Origin of the sequence: Cytobacillus oceanisediminis (assembly GCF_022811925.1) — a bacterium.
GTDB classification, from domain to species: Bacteria; Bacillota; Bacilli; order Bacillales; family Cytobacillaceae; genus Cytobacillus; species Cytobacillus oceanisediminis_D.
Genome location: NZ_CP065511.1, coordinates 911,571 through 928,332 on the forward strand (window position 1 = coordinate 911,571; position 16,762 = coordinate 928,332).

The following is a 16,762-nucleotide window of genomic DNA, read 5'->3' on the forward strand; positions in this document are numbered from 1 at the left end:
TTCTGTTACCTGAAGGTTCCTGGTTTGTTAATCCTTTGCTAACAACTAAAGATGCATAAATTTAAGTCAAGCTGCCAATAGGCGGCTTTTTTGTTTACTCAAAGGAGCAGCAGGCTTAACGTTTAATAAAGAAGATATTCTGTTAATTGTTAACGAATTACATTTACAATAAAATGAAAACCGATTATAGTTATTAAAGAGTCATTATATCTATGATTGGGATTTATGGCGTTAATCAACTCACCATAATGAAAATAAAACATAAAGGAGATAGAGACCTATGGAATTCTGGGAATCAAGTTTTATAGAAAAACAAACCATGTGGGGGTTTGAGGCTGCAGATTCCGCTATCTTAACAAAGGACTTTTTCCTTGAAAAGAATGTTAAGGATATACTGTTGCCCGGTATTGGATATGGAAGAAATGCGAAGGTTTTTATTGAAAATGGAATAAATGTGACCGGTATTGAGATTTCCAAAACAGCCATTGATCTGGCGAGGCAAAATGGGATTGACAGCAGAATTTTTCATGGCTCAGTAATTGACATGCCTTTTGATGACCAACTTTACAATGGTGTATTCTCTCACGCTCTTCTTCACTTATTGAATAAGGATGAGAGAGAGAAGTTTATTAAAGATTGCTATGATCAGTTAAAGCCAAATGGATATATGATTTTTACAGCTGTTTCAAAAAAAGCCCCCATGTTTGGTAAGGGCAAACAATTGGATAAAGACTATTTTGAGATCATGGAAGGTGTGAAAATGTTTTTTTATGATTCTCACACCATAAAACAAGAATTTGGACAATACGGCCTGATCGAGATTTCAGAAATTGACGAGCCAAATAAGGATATGAAAAATAAACCATCAATAAACTTCTTCATGATAAAATGCAAGAAAAAATAGTGCCAGCTGCCATCACGGCAGCTTGTATTTCCCTTTAATTACTTATTTTTTCTCAAGGATAGCATCCTCATCAAATGAAATAAAATTCAACTGTACAAACATTTGTTCCTCCCTTACTATTGAACTGAGGAGGAATAATAAATGCAAAAAACAAATTATTTAGAGTTAAGACATTTCTCTACTGAACATATGGATATTTTAAATTCTTTTGAGCTTCCTAAAGAGCAGGTTCAATTCACTTCGCTGCCAGGCAATTATAAAGAAGTAACTGAAGGTCAGTATCGGATCGTTATCCTTTGTGATGGAGAACCAGTGGGCTTCTTTTTGCTGCATTCAACTGAAAGAGTAAAAGATTATTCGGACAATCCGCAGGCGATGCTGCTAACTTCATTATCCATTAACCAGGCTAAGCAAGGACAAGGGTATGCAAAACAGGCTATGTTATTACTAAGAAAATTTGCTGCTGACGAATTCCCTGACTGTAATGAAATCGTATTAGCTGTTAATCATAAAAACATAGCTGCTCAAAAACTGTATGAGAAAGTTGGGTTTCAGGATACAGGGAGCAGAAAAATGGGACCAATTGGAGAACAGTACATAATGAATTTAATTTTTGCTGAATAGTTCTTATATTAAAAAGGGGGGGTCAGCTATAACAAATGTAAGAACACATCAATTTTATGGGGCTGAAGTAATAGAAAGGAAAATACGATACGATTCCGAGGTCGTGGAATATAATTGTATGCTGTTGACAGTACGAAATCAAAGTGCGGTGCTTTTTCATATTATTGAAGACACTTTTACAATGATAGCCAATCAAGCTCAATTAACCATACCGAAAGGCAGTTATACAATTGCTTATTACTGGGAAGATCGCCCATATAATTTATATTTCTGGAGAGATCATAAAGGAAATTATTTAGGCTCCTATTTTAACATTGTAAAAAATACATTTATAAACGATAGAATGGTATCTTTTGAAGATTTAATAATCGATATATTGGTGCTTCCGAATGGAGAATATTATATTTTAGACGAGGATGAATTGCCTGAGTCATTGGAGAAATTTGAGAATGGTTCTGTCCAGCAGTCTTTAAACTTATTAACAGAATCTTTACAGGCAGTTCTTCTTCAAACTATTTCAGAATCTGAAGGCATTTATGCGCATGAGAAATTTATTCCTTTGTTGGAGAAGTTTGTGAATAAGCACACGTAAAATACATTATCCCAGAAATCAGTGGGGATTTAAGGTCAATAATTTGATATTGATATTAAATATAAAAAGCACTATAATGACAGTATAAAAGTTCATGGGTGTTACGTAATGTATAATTGCCTGACTCTATGTCTTTTTTTAAAAGTATAATGGTGAGATGGATAACTAGTAGGATAACCTGCTTAGAGATTAGCCCGCCATAAAATAGTTTGTGTATATTCATGCACAAAACTATTTTATGGCGGGCTTTTTATTTTGGGAAAAGGGGAGTTTACATTGTCAGAAACAGTCAGAGTAAAGATTAATGGGGAGGTTCGTGAGGCGGAAAAGGGAGTGCGTATCCTTGATTATCTTTTGCAGCAAGGGATAGAGCACCCGCATATCTGCTATTCAGAGGTATTAGGCCCAATACAGACTTGTGATACATGTATGTGTGAGATAGATGGGAAAATTGCGAGGGCCTGTTCTACGCAAATGGAGGAAGGAATGAATATCCTGACTTCCTCAGAACGGGCCAAAACGGCACAATCAGAGGCAATGGACCGCATCTTGGAGAATCACTTGCTTTATTGTACGGTTTGCGACAATAACAACGGGAATTGCCGTGTTCATAATACCGCTGAATTTTTGGAAGTTGAACATCAAACCCGTCCATTCCGGGAAAAAGGATATGAAGTGGATATGTCACATCCTTTTTACCGATACGATCCGAATCAGTGTATTCTTTGCGGGCGCTGTGTGGAAGTATGCCAGGATTTACAGGTTAATGAAACACTGACGATTGATTGGGAGCGGAAAATGCCGCGTGTCATTTGGGATAAAGATTCATCCATAAATGAATCTTCCTGCGTATCCTGCGGACAGTGTGCAACGGTTTGTCCATGTAACGCGCTAATGGAAAAATCAATGCTCGGGGAAGCTGGTCTTATGACTGCTATTCCAAATGAATTATTAAACCCAATGGTAGATCTGATTAAAGAAGTCGAACCCGACTATAAGACCATCTTTGCTTTGTCAGAAGTAGAGGCTGCAATGCGGGATACCCGCACAAAGAAAACCAAAACCGTTTGTACGTTTTGCGGAGTTGGGTGTTCATTTGAAGTATGGACAAAGGGCCGTGAAATCTTAAAGATCGAGCCGACTGAAAATGGGCCTGTTAACAGTGTTTCTACCTGTGTTAAAGGAAAGTTTGGGTGGGATTTTATCAATAGCGAGCAGCGTCTTACAACCCCTTTAATCCGAAAGGGGGATGAGTTTGTTCCTGCCTCCTGGGATGAAGCCCTGACATTGATTGCAGAAAAATTGGGCTCGATCAAACAAATGTATGGAGGGCGTGGTTTAGGATTTGTCAGTTCTTCCAAAACAACGAATGAAGACGCTTATCTTATGCAAAAATTAGCCCGCCAGGTATTTGAATCAAACAACATTGACAATTGTTCTCGATACTGCCAGTCACCTGCAACAGATGGATTGCTGGCGACAGTTGGACATGGAGGCGACTCCGGCACGATTAAAGATATTGCGAGTGCAGGGCTTGTGATCATTATTGGTGCAAACCCAACTGAAGGCCACCCTGTGCTGGCGACCCGGGTGAAGCGTGCAAAGAAATTATATGGCCAGAAGCTGATTGTGTCAGATCTTCGAAAACATGAAATGGCTGAGCGATCTGATCTGTATCTACATCCTAAACAGGGAACGGATTATGTATGGATAACAGCTGTTGCCAAATATATCATCGATCAAGGCTGGCATGATGAAACCTTTATTGAAAAACGTGTAAATCAATACAGTGAGTATCTGTCACTCCTTGAAAAATACACGCTTGAATATGCGGAGGAAGTAACGGGGCTTTCAAAAGAACATCTGATTGAAACAGCTAAAATGATATATGAAGCAGATGGAACATGCGTTTTATGGGGAATGGGAGTCACTCAAAATGTAGCAGGATCACATACATCCGCTGCGATCGCGAATCTTCTGCTTGTAACAGGGAACTTTGGCCGTCCTGGTGCAGGGGCATATCCTCTTAGGGGGCATAACAATGTACAGGGATCCTGCGATATGGGGACTCTGCCGCAATGGCTTCCAGGGAATCAGCGTCTGGCAGATGATTTGGCCCGGGCGAAGTTTGAACAGGCATATGGCGCCAGAATTTCCGAAAAGCCTGGGCTAACCAATATTGAAATGTTAGAAGCAGTGGAGAAGGGCGATTTAAAAGCCATGTATCTAATGGGAGAGGATATGGCATGGGTCGATTCAAACTCCAACCATGTGCATGATACTCTCAGCAAACTGGAATTCTTTGTTGTTCAGGATGTGTTTCTTACCAAAACGGCCCAATTTGCAGATGTCGTCTTGCCGGCGGCTCCGTCACTAGAGAAAGATGGAACATTTACCAATACAGAGCGGCGCATTCAGCGGCTCTATCGTGCACTTGAACCATTGGGTGAATCAAAACCGGATTGGTGGATTATTCAGCAAATCGCGCAATATATGGGGGCTGATTGGAATTACGGACATCCAAGCGAAATAATGGATGAAATTGCAGACTTATCTCCGATTTTTGAAGGTGTATCGTATGAACGGCTTGAGGGATGGAACAGCTTAATATGGCCAGTACAAAAAGATGGAACCGATGAGCCCCTCCTTTATACGGAACGGTTTAACTTTCCAGATGGAAAAGCCCGTCTTTCCCTGGTGGAATTTGTTCCGCCTATTGAATTTTCGCTGGAATACGATCTGACATTGAATAATGGACGGCTATTAGAACATTTCCATGAAGGAAACATGACCAATAAATCCAAGGGGCTTCAGTATAAACTGCCTGAGGTATTCGTGGAAGTTTCCCCGGAGCTGGCACGTGAACGAGGTGTTAAGGACGGGTCGCTTGTACGTCTTGTGTCCCCGTATGGAGCAATAAAGCTTCGTACGATCATAACCGATCGGGTACAGGGGAAAGAACTGTATGTCCCTATGCATTCAGTCAGTCATGAAAATGCGATCAATCTATTAACTGGAAGTGTCGGTGATGTTCGGACACAGACACCAGCCTATAAGCAGACAAAAGTAAAAATGGAAATATTAAAGGCAAAAGGCAGTACGCCGCTTCCGTTATATAATCCCCGTTATGCAAAACGAAATCCGCAGCTCGGTGTACAGGTGGAACGAAAATGGGCACGTGAAGATTATGAGCCCATTGCCGGCCTGACAGGAGGGATTAAGTAATGGCGAAACCGATACACAAAGTCGCTGAACCAATATTAAATGAAAAAGATATGCAAGGCCAGGCTCTTGAAAAAGTGCTGAGAGACTTAACGCAAAATGCGGATGGCATACAGGAAGCAATAAAACTGCTCCAAGAGCTTCATGAGAGCGGAATTCTGGAAGCCGTTACTAGTTTAGTTGAAGCAAAGGAAAAAATCGCTAAGATTGCGGTTGGGCAAATGCTGCGGCCGCCTGTCACAAACGCCATTAATAATGGAATGGCTGTCGCAGGACTGTTGACGGAGCTAAATCCTGAAACGACGAAAATATTGATGGAAGGCTTGTCTAAAGGTCTTCAAAAAGCAGAAGAGGGACTTCAGCAGAATCAAAAAGTAGGTCTATTTGATTTAATAAAACTTACGAAGGATCCTGATGTGAACCGTGCCATGGGATTCGGCATCAACTTTTTGAAAGGGCTTGGAGAGGGAATGAAGGAATAGACCTCCGTGACTCCACTGTCTAAATTATATTAATAATAAAATAGGATTAGTAACGATGGAGGGGAACAATGGCTGTATTAGATCGATTGAATAAAGGGAACTGGTTAATAAAATTTTATCAGATAATGTTAAATTCATCGTTGAGTATTCTAAGCTGTGCCCTCATTTTTTTTCTTTTTAGGGAACTTTACCATATTGTAAATGATGCATTTATTGGAAATTATAATGTACATGATATTCTTGGGAAGGTTTTAGTATTTTTCCTGTATTTCGGATTTATTTCGATGATTGTTGAATATTTCAAGGAAAATTATCATTTTCCATTAAGGAACCTTCTCTATATAGGAATTACAGCGACCATCCGTTTTATCATTGTGAATAATGAACATCCAATCCAAAATCTGTGGTTATCTTTAGTAGTATTGGTCCTTATGATTAGTTATTTTTTACCAAGTAAGAGGTTGTTTTTAATCGGCGAAAGAGGAGAATCGTAATGACAATTGAACATCAATTCAATATGCTGGTTCGGGAAATACGTAAAGAATGTGTTGGGAATGGACCGAGAGAAATTACCACACGGTTTGCAGGTCCCTGGGCGATTAGTGAGATGAAAGGGAATCTGACTAATATAGAAAAATTTATGATTGAATCAAGTGAAGGACATCAGATGGTTCATGAGGCAAGGACTACATTAGTGAAAAGGATCTATGAGGATTCTTCTAAAGTAAAAAAATTGGAGGAATTAGTTCAGGCGAAGCTTGTCAGCATTTATGCGGATATTAATATAGATTTGGATATTGCCATGACTGTTTATGTGTTTGACAAAGATATTAGGGTTAATGAAAAGTAGACCGAGCCTGCCTTGATATGACATAACTGCGACCCAGGAAAGATTATTAATGGACACCCTTGGTTAAATGAAATCAAGTAAATATCTTATTATATAGTGTGCGATTGTTCAATTAGGGCAGTCGCTTTTCTTGTATAAAAATATTTATAATAGAAAAGTAGAAATTGTAAAAATATTAACCTGGAGGAAACTATGTATGAATGGAATTGTAAAAACTCCTGAACCACCTTATTACGCAGTGATTTTTTCATCACAAAGAACTGAGGGAGATAGAGGTTACGGAAAAATGGCGGAAAAAATGGTAGAGTTAGCTTCTCAGCAAAAGGGATTCTTAGGCGTGGAAAGTGCTCGTGATGAAGGGTTAGGAATTACAGTTTCATATTGGGTTTCCTTGGATGCAATAAAGAATTGGAAGGAAAACTCAGCACATCAAGTTGCACAGGATAGAGGTAAAAATGAATGGTATAAGAGCTTCGCGCTAAGAGTGTGTAAAGTAGAAAGGGATAACTTTTTCGAAATATAATAATTCTTGCCTTTTTCAACAAACGGGGGCTTTAACGGAATAAGAACGGGAACGTCCAAATCAGACGTTCCCATATTTTTTGCCTGAAAAACAACAATACTATTTAACAAAGCCTTTCTTATTAAACAAACGGGGCAGTTTAGTGTAACAAGATAAGCTGATAAAGATAAAAATGAGTGGGCGCGAAGATTGGAACTTCGCACCGCTCATTTTTATTTTTATGGTTTCCCGATGAATCAGAAATCGGGTTTCTTTGTCGTTTTCTCTACGTAGGCGAAGCGCGAAGCTGCTGTAAATATTTTTCCGACAGTAATTGCAGCCCAAACATCTAGCGTGCGACCTTGGGCTAGAAGATTTTGGTTGGTATTCTTGGTATCCAATCGGGAGGTGGCGGGCGCGTGGGGACATGGACGACAGAAATTTCTGAAAGCCCGTGAGCCCTAAACCCCGAGCGAATCACGGGTACCAAGTCCGCGGACGAGATTCGCCATTGCAAGCCGACGCCAGCCCGTTTCGCGACCCGCAACTGAGCCTCTGCCTGACGAATCTTGGACATAGCGATCGCGGGATCGGAGAGCCCACGCATGGATTTGCTGACATTACCCCAGTAGGCCCAATCCTTCGCATCGACGAGCATGCCATTGAGGAAGTTTTCGAACTGCAAGCCACCGCAGCGATATCCCCATCCCGGCGGGGTGCCCGCGGCTTCCAATTGATAGTAGGCGTTACGTGCCGACATATTTACCCCTGCTTCAAAATCTCTAACCCAGGCCCCGGGGCCGGTCATGGACGGTTGGATCCCTTTCCAACGCCAGACGGCACCCTCCACGCGGGCGGCCCCGACCGAGCCGGCCCATTTGTCCGGTGTGGGCTTAGGATTAGCCAAGCGGGTAATGAATGGTTGCGCCAAGCCGAAAACCGACCACGCGAATTGGATTTTTTCGTAGGCGTCGTGGGCCTGCTCGATGATGCTGACAAGGTTCTCATTCTCCAGCTGTTCGAGGATCGCTTTCTTCGCGGCGTGGATGCGGGGCGTCATTGCCCGGTTGAGCCATTTAGGATAGGTCAGGTTCGCGCTTCCGTATGTGGGAGGATCGGGGTCGATCTGATCTCCGTCTGAAATGTCATCGGCATAGATAACGATGCTTCGAGTGGGCGGCCACTTGTCGAATATCAGCCGGATCTGGACGGTTGAAAGGTGAGCCTGAGCCCGCTTTTCATCCGGCTCCTTGCTTAGGGGATCGAGCATGTAACTGGTGAATGCGTCCACATACAAGGCACTTTGATTGTAGGTGAATCCCTCTATCACGCGCAGGACCCGTGCCAGATCGATCGGCCGGTTCGTCTGGCTCGCTTCCTGCTCGAAACTGGCGAGAAGGTCCATGATCACAGCCTGCCCGGTTTTCTCTGCGGACCAGAGCTGGTCGATAACATCTTCCAGCAGCACATCGCTTAGGCCCATCAGTGCCCGCCATCGCATGGACTGCGACTCCTCCTCTTTAAGGAACGCGATGGTATCGGCGACAGAATCGATATTGTGCTTGGACTGCATTCCGGCGTGCGCTGTCAGGACCAATGGTTGTTCGTACCTCAGTTCAAAAGGGTCCGGTCCGTCCAGATCGACACTGAAGCGTAGTCCAGGCTTGACCGCCTCGTTGATGAGCCAAACTTTCTTTTCCGCATTGACACTCAGCGTGTAGGCGCCCGCGTCCAGGTCCGTGTCGACGTAGCCGCGAAGGGCCGGGCCCTCTCGGGATAGGAACGCGATCCGGCCTTCGTAGAGGTCGAGGTCCATTCTGTAGATTGCGCCGGTCCCGGCGGCGTCGCGGTTCGACGATGCAATGCGTTCATGTCTGATTGGCCCGAGTTCGAGTCTGGATTGCGGTGTCTCCCGTGCTGCCTGAGGCGGAGCCGGGCTTGGGAGAGGACTCCCCTTTGGGGCCTCTGGGCGGGCATGTGCTGATACAGGTGAGGCCCGCACTGGCCGATCGGGTGCCGCGATGGGGGCGATTGGTGCGGCTGGCTCAATCCGACCGGTCATGGCTTAGTACCATTGTTACCAGCTTGGTTCATAGCGTTCCCACCTTGATTTGCGTATCCACCGTTGCGATTGCGTTCGTTATTTTCAGTCATCTATTTCACTCCCATGTTTGTAATGGGGAAGATCTAAGCATGGTTAGCACCATTCCCGCAATATATTCTGCCCAACCGAAATGGTCTTACCCACTTATTTGAAATTTTCCTAAAATACCCTTTTAGACTTTTTTGTCTTTGGCTAATTTTTTACGATTATTTATCTGTAAAAAGCGGTTGGATCTTTCAACTTAGCAACCAGTAAATCCTTCACACGACGACTTACAAGGTATTGATCTTTGACATAGATGTACTCTCGTGCATTGATGATGCCGTTCTTGACAAGTTGCCAAGCAGACTGGTCGGGAGATTTAAACTTATAAGAGTCTCCAGGTTTGAATTTCGATAGGTTGGGAAAGGTCCGCCCGATAGAAACCAGCATCTTTCTCGGTTTGACTTTGCCCCCTGGCGCGGTACACGTGTCCATGACTCCTGATCTTGAGGCGGCAACGCGGATAAAATCTTGCCTAACAGCGTCAGGAGTCATTTGGAATTTGACTTTATCCAGCGCTGGGGTTGATGGATGATCCATCCAACGGTCGCGGAAGACGCTAAAGGCCTCAACTAGTCATTACTGATTTCAGACTGTATTATATACCACTTTAGTTTTTCAATATCTAGCTTAAGTCAATTTCTAAGCCGTAAGAAGATAGTTAAAACTTATTCCCTAACGCTACAAGGTTTTAAAATACATATTTACTCTGATAATTGGGAAATCCTATGTCATGAGACGGCTAGGGTATTAGTCATCTAAAACGAAAGGGGTACATCACTTGTCAAATATTAAGAGAATAACTAATTTATCCGACTATCAATCCGTACTGCCTTACGCTAGTGAGCTCTTTGGCGTATATAATTCCTTGATCGGTTGGAATTCTAAAAGGCAGCTCGACCGAATCAAAAACAATATTAAATATGAAAATAACGCTCTATTATCTCGATTGAGTCCTTATTTGGAAGTCAAGACAAATATCAATTTCGGTAAAAAATGTTCAATTTCGGCTCCCGACTTGAAGCCTGCGGGATTTGCTGCTCCTAAATTGATTCCCCAGGATTCCATTGTACTTCAGCAAATCAGCGAAAAAATTTATAATTTTGGAAAGGTTCCAAATAAGGAAGATGAGTGGCGGCACCTTGTGAACAATGACTTTCTTACGGAAATCCTTAGAACCAAAGTCATCGACCATTACAATGAAGTTTTAGCCAGCTGCTGCGAAGAAAACGACACGGAGGAAAAAAAGGAAAAATGTCAAGAAGAGGTGAGGAGTGGTATCGCCAATGAAACAGTGATTGCAGGGGTCATTAAAGAGCTAGTTGTAAATGGTCGCGTCAATGAATTAAACAATATCTTTTTTAAAAAATTGGACATGGACTCAAAGGACTCTTTCCTTCAAGCGTTAAACAAGAAAGACATGGATTTTACGGACCCTTACCTGACCTTTGATCCAAAAAAAGACGTAAAAAACGCTGCATTGTCCCCGCTTGGTATTGTCCATTTGTTCCGACAGTATTTCTTTGAGTTGGACACGTTTCTTGGGACGCCAACTGGCCACGTATGGCTAAGCCCCGGATCAACAGTAGAACTGGTAGAGGTTAGTACTCGGAGGACTACTACCGAAAAGACCGTTGAAACATTTTTTGAAACCACGAAAAAAAAGGAGACCAATATAACGGACCAAGATGATATAAGTGATGCGGTGAAGGAAGAAAACAAAGAAGATCTTAAACTTGGTTTCACAACCACCGTGAATCAATCGTGGGGTACTGGAGACGCTTCCGCCACAGCAAGCCTTAACATGGACAAAACCCAACAGTCCTCCAGGGAAAAAACTCATAAAAGGATGAGACAACAGAGCGAAAAGCTATCAAGCGAAATACGTGAAAATTATAAATCGACTTTTAAAACTGTTACAGAGGTAACAGACACGTCAAGTAAACGGTATGTTATAGCCAACAACACAAAAAAGCTAATTAACTATGAATTACGTAGAAAGATGAGACAGGTTGGTGTACAAGTCCAAGATATTGGTACTTATCTATGTTGGGAGACCTTTGTTGAAGATCCCGGTGAAGATCTTGGACTTGCGGAAATGATTCATTACGCCCAACCGACCGATCTCGTGCCGATGCCGGACCAGACAGAAATACCCATTCCTGCCGATCAAGTGATTCCTTTTACAGCAAATGCGAAATGGGATTTTGACGACCAACGACAACACGGATTTGTAACACTTACAATGATCGATCCCCCGAAGGCACCAGACGGTTTTGAAGTTGTCGTTGTTGAAGGAATCATTCCGGCCACACAGATCTCAGGTACTGGTGATGATTTCCACGGAGTTTGGGGTTTCGGGGCTCGGTTTACGCCATCTAAACAGCTTGAAATTGGTGTCATCACGGGTCCCGGTGGCCTTGAATGGGACAAACGCGTAGACTTTGTAGTCGGTGGAACGTTGAGATATACAGCGAGCACAGCCAAAAGAGAAGAAATCGCAGCCGCCAACAAAAAGAAGAAAGAAGAGGGTATTGCAGCAACCAACGAAAATAACCGTAAATCCAAAGAAGCTTTTTACAAGGCTGTTAAGGAGCGTGTCGAACTTGCCAGCGGGATCAACAAGCGCAAATTTGAAGAGTTGCGAGAAGAAGAACGCATCATTATTTACCGTAGGCTCATACGTTCCTTGATGACTGATGCTCATTACGACAATGTGGTAAAAGGTAGCGAGCACGGCCGTCACGTTCTCTCGGAATTGATAAACTCAATCTTTGATATTGATAAGATGCTGTACTTTGTCGCTCCAGAGTGGTGGAAGCCCCGTAAGCATATGCAGAAATTTAAGACTTTGTCCGACATCCAGACACAGCTTGACGGTAACCTCGTTCCCTGGCCTGATAGTCCTCCGCGGAAAGACAATTACCTGATTACTGAAAAATCGCAACCAGCACCGTTGGGCAGTTCGCTCGGATGGCTTTTGCAATTAGACGGGGACAATTTGCGAAATACCTTCCTTAACGCACCCTGGGTTAAAGCAGTTATCCCTGTACGGCCCGGAAAGGAGAAGGCTGCTATAAATTGGCTACAAAACGCTAATATAGAGGGGGTTGATGGCCTGAAATGTGATTACGCTGCTCCAGAAGATGAACTAAACCAAATCAAAACGAGGTTGGGACTAGAACCTGAAGCGACAGTCACCATACAAAACGCAATCGACTATCTTTGCTTTCAAGTTGCAGAGAAACATGAGGAATCCAATAAAGTCAACACTTATCCGGAAACTGAGCTAAACGTTGATAACAAGGTTACTTCAACTCCAGTTGAAAAGGTCTTTGAGCATGGTTTTTATCCACTACAAAATGGCTTCCGTGTAGACCCGAACGATCCAAATCGGGATCCTAACAATAAAGATAAGAACTTCCAAGTTTTCGACCAATGGATTGAAGTACTACCGACTGATCAAATGGTCCCTGTCGAGGTAACCTACAACCCGCTTACAGGGAGGCAAATTCCCATAGAATGTGAACGAGAGTCTGGAATACCTGAAGTAATGGAAATAATCATCGATAGTACCATTACAGATACTTCTACTGCACCTTATCCCGGCCATGTTGTGAAACTAGGTGATAAGGGAGCAGAGGTGAAAAAGATTCAGGCTCGTCTCAATGAAGCGAATATTGATGTTAATATTGATGGTATTTTTGACCCGAATACTCAGATGAAGGTAAAAGAATTTCAAAAAAGATTCGAGCTTCAAGTTGACGGAATAGTTGGTCCAGAAACTTGGCACACTCTCTTTAACTCTGATTTAAAAGCAGCGCCTCATTTACGAAGTCTTGGGATAGAGGCGTTAGGTAATCCGGAGAGTTGATCAAAAGTTGCACTAAATCCTTGTTGTACAATAGGGTTGATTCATAATCCATCCGACAACTAAGCCATACTTATGAAACGGTCGGCGTTGAGTAGGAGACCGAATATTAGAAGCTTTATGTAAAATAGACACACAAAGAAATATGTTATTCTTATTCCGTAATCGGGCGCGATTGTTTAATAACATAGGCAGAAAATGATCAATTTTAATACTACAATATAAGAATCCTTTTTGATTAAACTTTTTTCAAAATGGATTCTTTTTATTTATTGTAAAATGCTGGCTCGTAAGATACAAAACAACAAAGAGACTAACTAATAACCAAGGGGTATGAGGTGTATTTAAGCTATGTCTACTTTGCCCCTGGTTACAGCAACGCTGGTACTGGGCCAATATGAAAATCCACTTTAAAAGCTACAACAGGAGAATAGAGTCATTCTAGAGATACCGGCTTTCTCTGCAGCATCCGTCCGAGTCATTCCTTGTTCCAGAAGATGAGTAATAACTAACAAGCACATCCTTATTGAACTAAAGGGTGCAATTACTTAATAAATTCTATAAAACTAGTATATTTTTTAGTTTTCAGGCGGATAATGTTAATAATAGAACGGTCAGGGAGTTGTTCATTATGCTTGTATCTGAAGCCTGGAATCTTTATAAAGCAGATAAACAAATTCAGGGATATTCTTCTCAAACCTTAAAGGTATATAAAGTGCAAATGTCTTTATTAATCAAGTACTTTGGAGATATTAAAATCACTGATATTACAACAGAATCCATTAAATTATTTCTTGGAGAAGTTGCTGCAGAGTTAAAAGCTTCTAGTCTCTGTCATCGGATACGTTTTATAAAATCATTGTTTAAATGGGCTCAAGAAGAGAAATACGTTTCTATTAACCCGGTATCTACTATTAAAGAACCTAAGCCAGAGAGTAGAATTCCTAAGTTTCTTACGGAAGAGGAAATTGAATTGCTTCGTGAAGCATGTAAAACAACTTTTGAGAAAGCTATTTATGTATTCAACAGGCTGTAGGATAGGAGAAGTTGTAAACTTAGATAAGCACTCAATAAATATGGCAGAACAATCCGTTATCGTTTTTGGAAAAGGAAAAAAAGAAAGAGAAGTGTATTTTAATACTCAATGTAGTATTTGGTTAAAAAGATATCTAGAAGAAAGAGCTGATGATCAACAAGCGTTGTTCGTTACGATTCGAGCACCACATCGAATGAATATTGCACAAATGAGATATGTCATAAAACAGATTTCCAAAAGATCACGAATAAATAAGTGCATTCACCCACATCAACTTAGACATAGCTATGCAACTACACTTATTAATAATGGGGCGCCATTAGAGGTTATACAAAATTTAATGGGACACGAAAAAAGCGAAACTACCAGAGTCTATGCATACCTGAGCGGCCACTTGAGACGTGAATTATATAAGAAATTTTTTTAGGTGCTGCTTTGCAGCATTTTTTATTGAACTAAAGGGCAGGTTTGTTCAATAAGGATAGTCTTAATTGACTTGGGAAAAATACCCCTAAATATAATTTAGGGGTGATGAAAGAATGAACAAAAGGTTTTCTCTTTTATTACTTATGTTCAGTATCATAATTTGCGGAACAAATAATGTAAATGTATTAGCCAATTCAAAAGGAGAAAGAAAGCCTCCTAAAAGTGTATGTGTAAAGGAATTTGAAAAGAAACGGATAGAATTTGATGACAGTGTACTAAAAGATATTGTTAAGAGCTACAACTTAGACTTATCTGGATATCAAGAATTTAAGCACAGTTACTTAAACTTAAAAGTAGGGGATAAAATTAATGACCATTCTGATAAAGTTTCATTACAGCATTTATTTGTAGGTCATAGTATTGGCTCAATGCGATTGTTTTTAGAGAATGGCTTAGAAGGGTCAAAAGGATATTTTCTTTATAAAAGAATCGAAGGAAACAATGTCAAAAAGGAATTGCATAAAATGGGTGAAGTTTGGGTTGTTATGTCAGTAGATGAAAAGAAAGCAGAAAAGCTGCAACTGATGCCTTTTAATTGGAACAAATGCACTGAAAATTGACAATTACTGATATAAACTCTTTCAACTAAAATATGCAATTGTTCAATATCAGCTGCCGAACCAGGCGGCTTTTTTGTTGAACTAAAGGAGCAGGTTTAAGCAATAAGTAAAAAAGATAACTTAGTTCGACGTATTGATCTAAGAAGGATTAATGCGTCTTTTTGTTGAAATTATTGTACAACATCCAAAAAATATACGAGAAGTGTGAGGAATAATGAAAGTACTCGTACTAGGTGGGAAGGGGTTTCTTGGCTCTTCTTTAATTGCCCAGGCAAATAAAAAAAAGGTAACTATTTACGGAACTTCACGTCACGCAGTAGATAAAAAGAATATCATACAAGTAGATGTTAATAATTTCTCCTCTTTAAAAGGGATGATAGCTGAAATTAAACCAGATGTTATTGTCTGGACTCTTATGAGTAACGATAACGAAATGGAATTAATCCACACAGGTCTTAATAATTTGTTGACAGTCATTAAACCTGAAACAAAACTTATTTTCATTTCAACTGATGCCGTATTTACTGAAGGGCTAGGAAACTATAAGGAATCGGATACAATAGGTTTTCTCCCAAATGATGCTCCTCTTTCTGTATATGTAAATGCAAAACATACGGGAGAACAACTAATTAGGCATCTCCATAACAATCATATAATTGTTCGAATAGGACCACTCTATGGTGACCGAAATAATATAGAAAAAAGAACAAACCGAATCATCCGATTAATGGAGGAAAATCAAGAAGTTAAAGCAGCAACTAATTTATACCGTACATTTACACACGTTAATGATTTATCGAATGCAATACTTGAATTGATTTACAATGAATTTACAGGAACTCTACACTTAGGACCTAAACAGAGCATAAGTTATTTTACATTTTATGAAAGACGGTTAAAGCAACTTGGAATTCATACGACTATAACACCATACGAAATAGATACGGATAAAGAAAGGTATGTTTCTCTAGATACTTCACTTAACACTCAAAAGGCAAACAATTTAATAAAGACTACTTTTCAAATAATATAAAAATAAAATCCTTATTTAGCTATAGGGGCAGGTTGTTGAATAAGAACTGCAGCAAATAAAGCTAAAGTTGTGAAAGGATTTGCACAGAAGTGATCTATTAGAGTTCAAAAAAAGGATTGTATTTATGTAAACAACTGTAAGGATTTAAAACACGTTGAGTTTTTGTATGCATTTGTTAATTTGGTTGAGATCATGGGTTGAGAGTTTGGTCTAGGTAGTTCCCTAAAAGATGAAATAGGAATAAGATTTCGATATTAGCTAGGTATTTGAACTATGCTTGCTTTGCTTCAATATGGAGCAAAGCATCTTTCTTTTTCGGCTAACGGGACAGGAAATTGTTTAAATCAATCGAATTACCACATTATTGTGTTATTAGAACCGACATTTTTAGGCAATATATGTCGGGCAGCAAAGCCTGCTTTCTTCTAAAATGATTATTGGAAAGGGATGGAAT

At 40.7% G+C, this 16,762-nt stretch carries 13 protein-coding genes and 1 pseudogene; 12 read left to right on the forward strand and 2 right to left on the reverse strand.

Annotation, left to right across the window (positions count from 1 at the left end):
- Positions 1-280: 280 nt before the first annotated feature.
- From IRB79_RS04775 to IRB79_RS04810, 8 genes are all read left to right on the forward strand, one after another.
- Positions 281-904: a class I SAM-dependent methyltransferase gene (locus tag IRB79_RS04775; RefSeq protein WP_243507032.1), complete on the forward strand. Its 624-nt coding sequence runs from the start codon at positions 281-283 to the stop codon at positions 902-904.
- 141 nt (positions 905-1,045) lie between these two features.
- Positions 1,046-1,528, forward strand: coding sequence for a GNAT family N-acetyltransferase (locus IRB79_RS04780; protein WP_243507034.1), 483 nt, complete (start codon positions 1,046-1,048; stop codon positions 1,526-1,528).
- A 28-nt stretch (positions 1,529-1,556) separates the two neighbouring features.
- Positions 1,557-2,120: a ribonuclease FAU-1 family protein gene (locus tag IRB79_RS04785; protein WP_431833424.1), complete on the forward strand. Its 564-nt coding sequence runs from the start codon at positions 1,557-1,559 to the stop codon at positions 2,118-2,120.
- Positions 2,121-2,396: 276 nt separating this feature from the next.
- A complete protein-coding gene (gene fdhF, locus IRB79_RS04790) occupies positions 2,397-5,345 on the forward strand; it encodes a formate dehydrogenase subunit alpha (RefSeq protein WP_243507036.1) in 2,949 nt (982 codons plus the stop codon).
- Positions 5,345-5,824, forward strand: coding sequence for a helical membrane plugin domain-containing protein (locus tag IRB79_RS04795; protein ID WP_243507037.1), 480 nt, complete (start codon positions 5,345-5,347; stop codon positions 5,822-5,824). Before fdhF ends, IRB79_RS04795 begins: the two co-directional genes overlap by 1 nt.
- Before the next feature lie 68 nt (positions 5,825-5,892).
- A complete protein-coding gene (locus IRB79_RS04800) occupies positions 5,893-6,318 on the forward strand; it encodes a phosphate-starvation-inducible protein PsiE (protein ID WP_243507038.1) in 426 nt (141 codons plus the stop codon).
- Positions 6,318-6,674: a Na-translocating system protein MpsC family protein gene (locus IRB79_RS04805; protein WP_431833409.1), complete on the forward strand. Its 357-nt coding sequence runs from the start codon at positions 6,318-6,320 to the stop codon at positions 6,672-6,674. Before IRB79_RS04800 ends, IRB79_RS04805 begins: the two co-directional genes overlap by 1 nt.
- Positions 6,675-6,870: 196 nt before the next feature.
- Positions 6,871-7,197 (forward strand): antibiotic biosynthesis monooxygenase family protein, encoded by a 327-nt coding sequence (locus IRB79_RS04810; RefSeq protein WP_243507039.1) that lies wholly within the window; start codon positions 6,871-6,873, stop codon positions 7,195-7,197.
- 346 nt (positions 7,198-7,543) lie between these two features.
- Here the strand turns inward: IRB79_RS04810 and IRB79_RS04815 are convergent, their stop codons facing one another.
- Together IRB79_RS04815 and IRB79_RS04820 are read right to left on the reverse strand one after the other, a co-directional pair.
- Positions 7,544-8,992, reverse strand: coding sequence for a hypothetical protein (locus IRB79_RS04815; protein WP_243507040.1), 1,449 nt, complete (start codon positions 8,990-8,992; stop codon positions 7,544-7,546).
- Positions 8,993-9,490: 498 nt separating this feature from the next.
- Complete coding sequence (locus IRB79_RS04820) at positions 9,491-9,862, reverse strand: phospholipase D-like domain-containing protein (RefSeq protein ID WP_243507041.1); 372 nt, start codon at positions 9,860-9,862, stop codon at positions 9,491-9,493.
- Positions 9,863-10,103: 241 nt separating this feature from the next.
- Between IRB79_RS04820 and IRB79_RS04825 the strand changes: the two genes are divergently transcribed.
- The 4 genes and pseudogenes from IRB79_RS04825 to IRB79_RS04840 all read left to right on the forward strand — a co-directional run bounded on the left by IRB79_RS04825 (position 10,104) and on the right by IRB79_RS04840 (position 16,308).
- Entirely contained in the window at positions 10,104-13,196 is a 3,093-nt protein-coding gene (locus IRB79_RS04825; protein ID WP_243507042.1) for a peptidoglycan-binding domain-containing protein, read from the forward strand.
- Positions 13,197-13,824: 628 nt separating this feature from the next.
- Positions 13,825-14,656, forward strand: a pseudogene (locus IRB79_RS04830) (tyrosine-type recombinase/integrase).
- Between the two features lie 112 nt (positions 14,657-14,768).
- Positions 14,769-15,275, forward strand: coding sequence for a hypothetical protein (locus IRB79_RS04835; RefSeq protein WP_243507044.1), 507 nt, complete (start codon positions 14,769-14,771; stop codon positions 15,273-15,275).
- Positions 15,276-15,489: 214 nt separating this feature from the next.
- Positions 15,490-16,308, forward strand: a complete 819-nt coding sequence (locus IRB79_RS04840) for an SDR family oxidoreductase (RefSeq protein ID WP_243507047.1) — start codon at positions 15,490-15,492, stop codon at positions 16,306-16,308.
- Positions 16,309-16,762 lie beyond the last annotated feature (454 nt).

Excerpts from the sequence above, each read along its gene's own strand:
- IRB79_RS04780 (WP_243507034.1), top strand. The coding sequence starts at position 1,046 with ATGCAAAAAACAAATTATTTAGAGTTAAGACATTTCTCTACTGAACAT.
- IRB79_RS04810 (WP_243507039.1), top strand. The coding sequence starts at position 6,871 with ATGAATGGAATTGTAAAAACTCCTGAACCACCTTATTACGCAGTGATT.
- IRB79_RS04800 (WP_243507038.1), top strand. The coding sequence starts at position 5,893 with ATGGCTGTATTAGATCGATTGAATAAAGGGAACTGGTTAATAAAATTT.
- IRB79_RS04820 (WP_243507041.1), bottom strand. The coding sequence starts at position 9,862 with ATGGATCATCCATCAACCCCAGCGCTGGATAAAGTCAAATTCCAAATG.
- IRB79_RS04835 (WP_243507044.1), top strand. The coding sequence starts at position 14,769 with ATGAACAAAAGGTTTTCTCTTTTATTACTTATGTTCAGTATCATAATT.
- IRB79_RS04805 (WP_431833409.1), top strand. The coding sequence starts at position 6,318 with ATGACAATTGAACATCAATTCAATATGCTGGTTCGGGAAATACGTAAA.
- IRB79_RS04795 (WP_243507037.1), top strand. The coding sequence starts at position 5,345 with ATGGCGAAACCGATACACAAAGTCGCTGAACCAATATTAAATGAAAAA.
- IRB79_RS04775 (WP_243507032.1), top strand. The coding sequence starts at position 281 with ATGGAATTCTGGGAATCAAGTTTTATAGAAAAACAAACCATGTGGGGG.
- IRB79_RS04840 (WP_243507047.1), top strand. The coding sequence starts at position 15,490 with ATGAAAGTACTCGTACTAGGTGGGAAGGGGTTTCTTGGCTCTTCTTTA.
- IRB79_RS04815 (WP_243507040.1), bottom strand. The coding sequence starts at position 8,992 with ATGGACCTCGACCTCTACGAAGGCCGGATCGCGTTCCTATCCCGAGAG.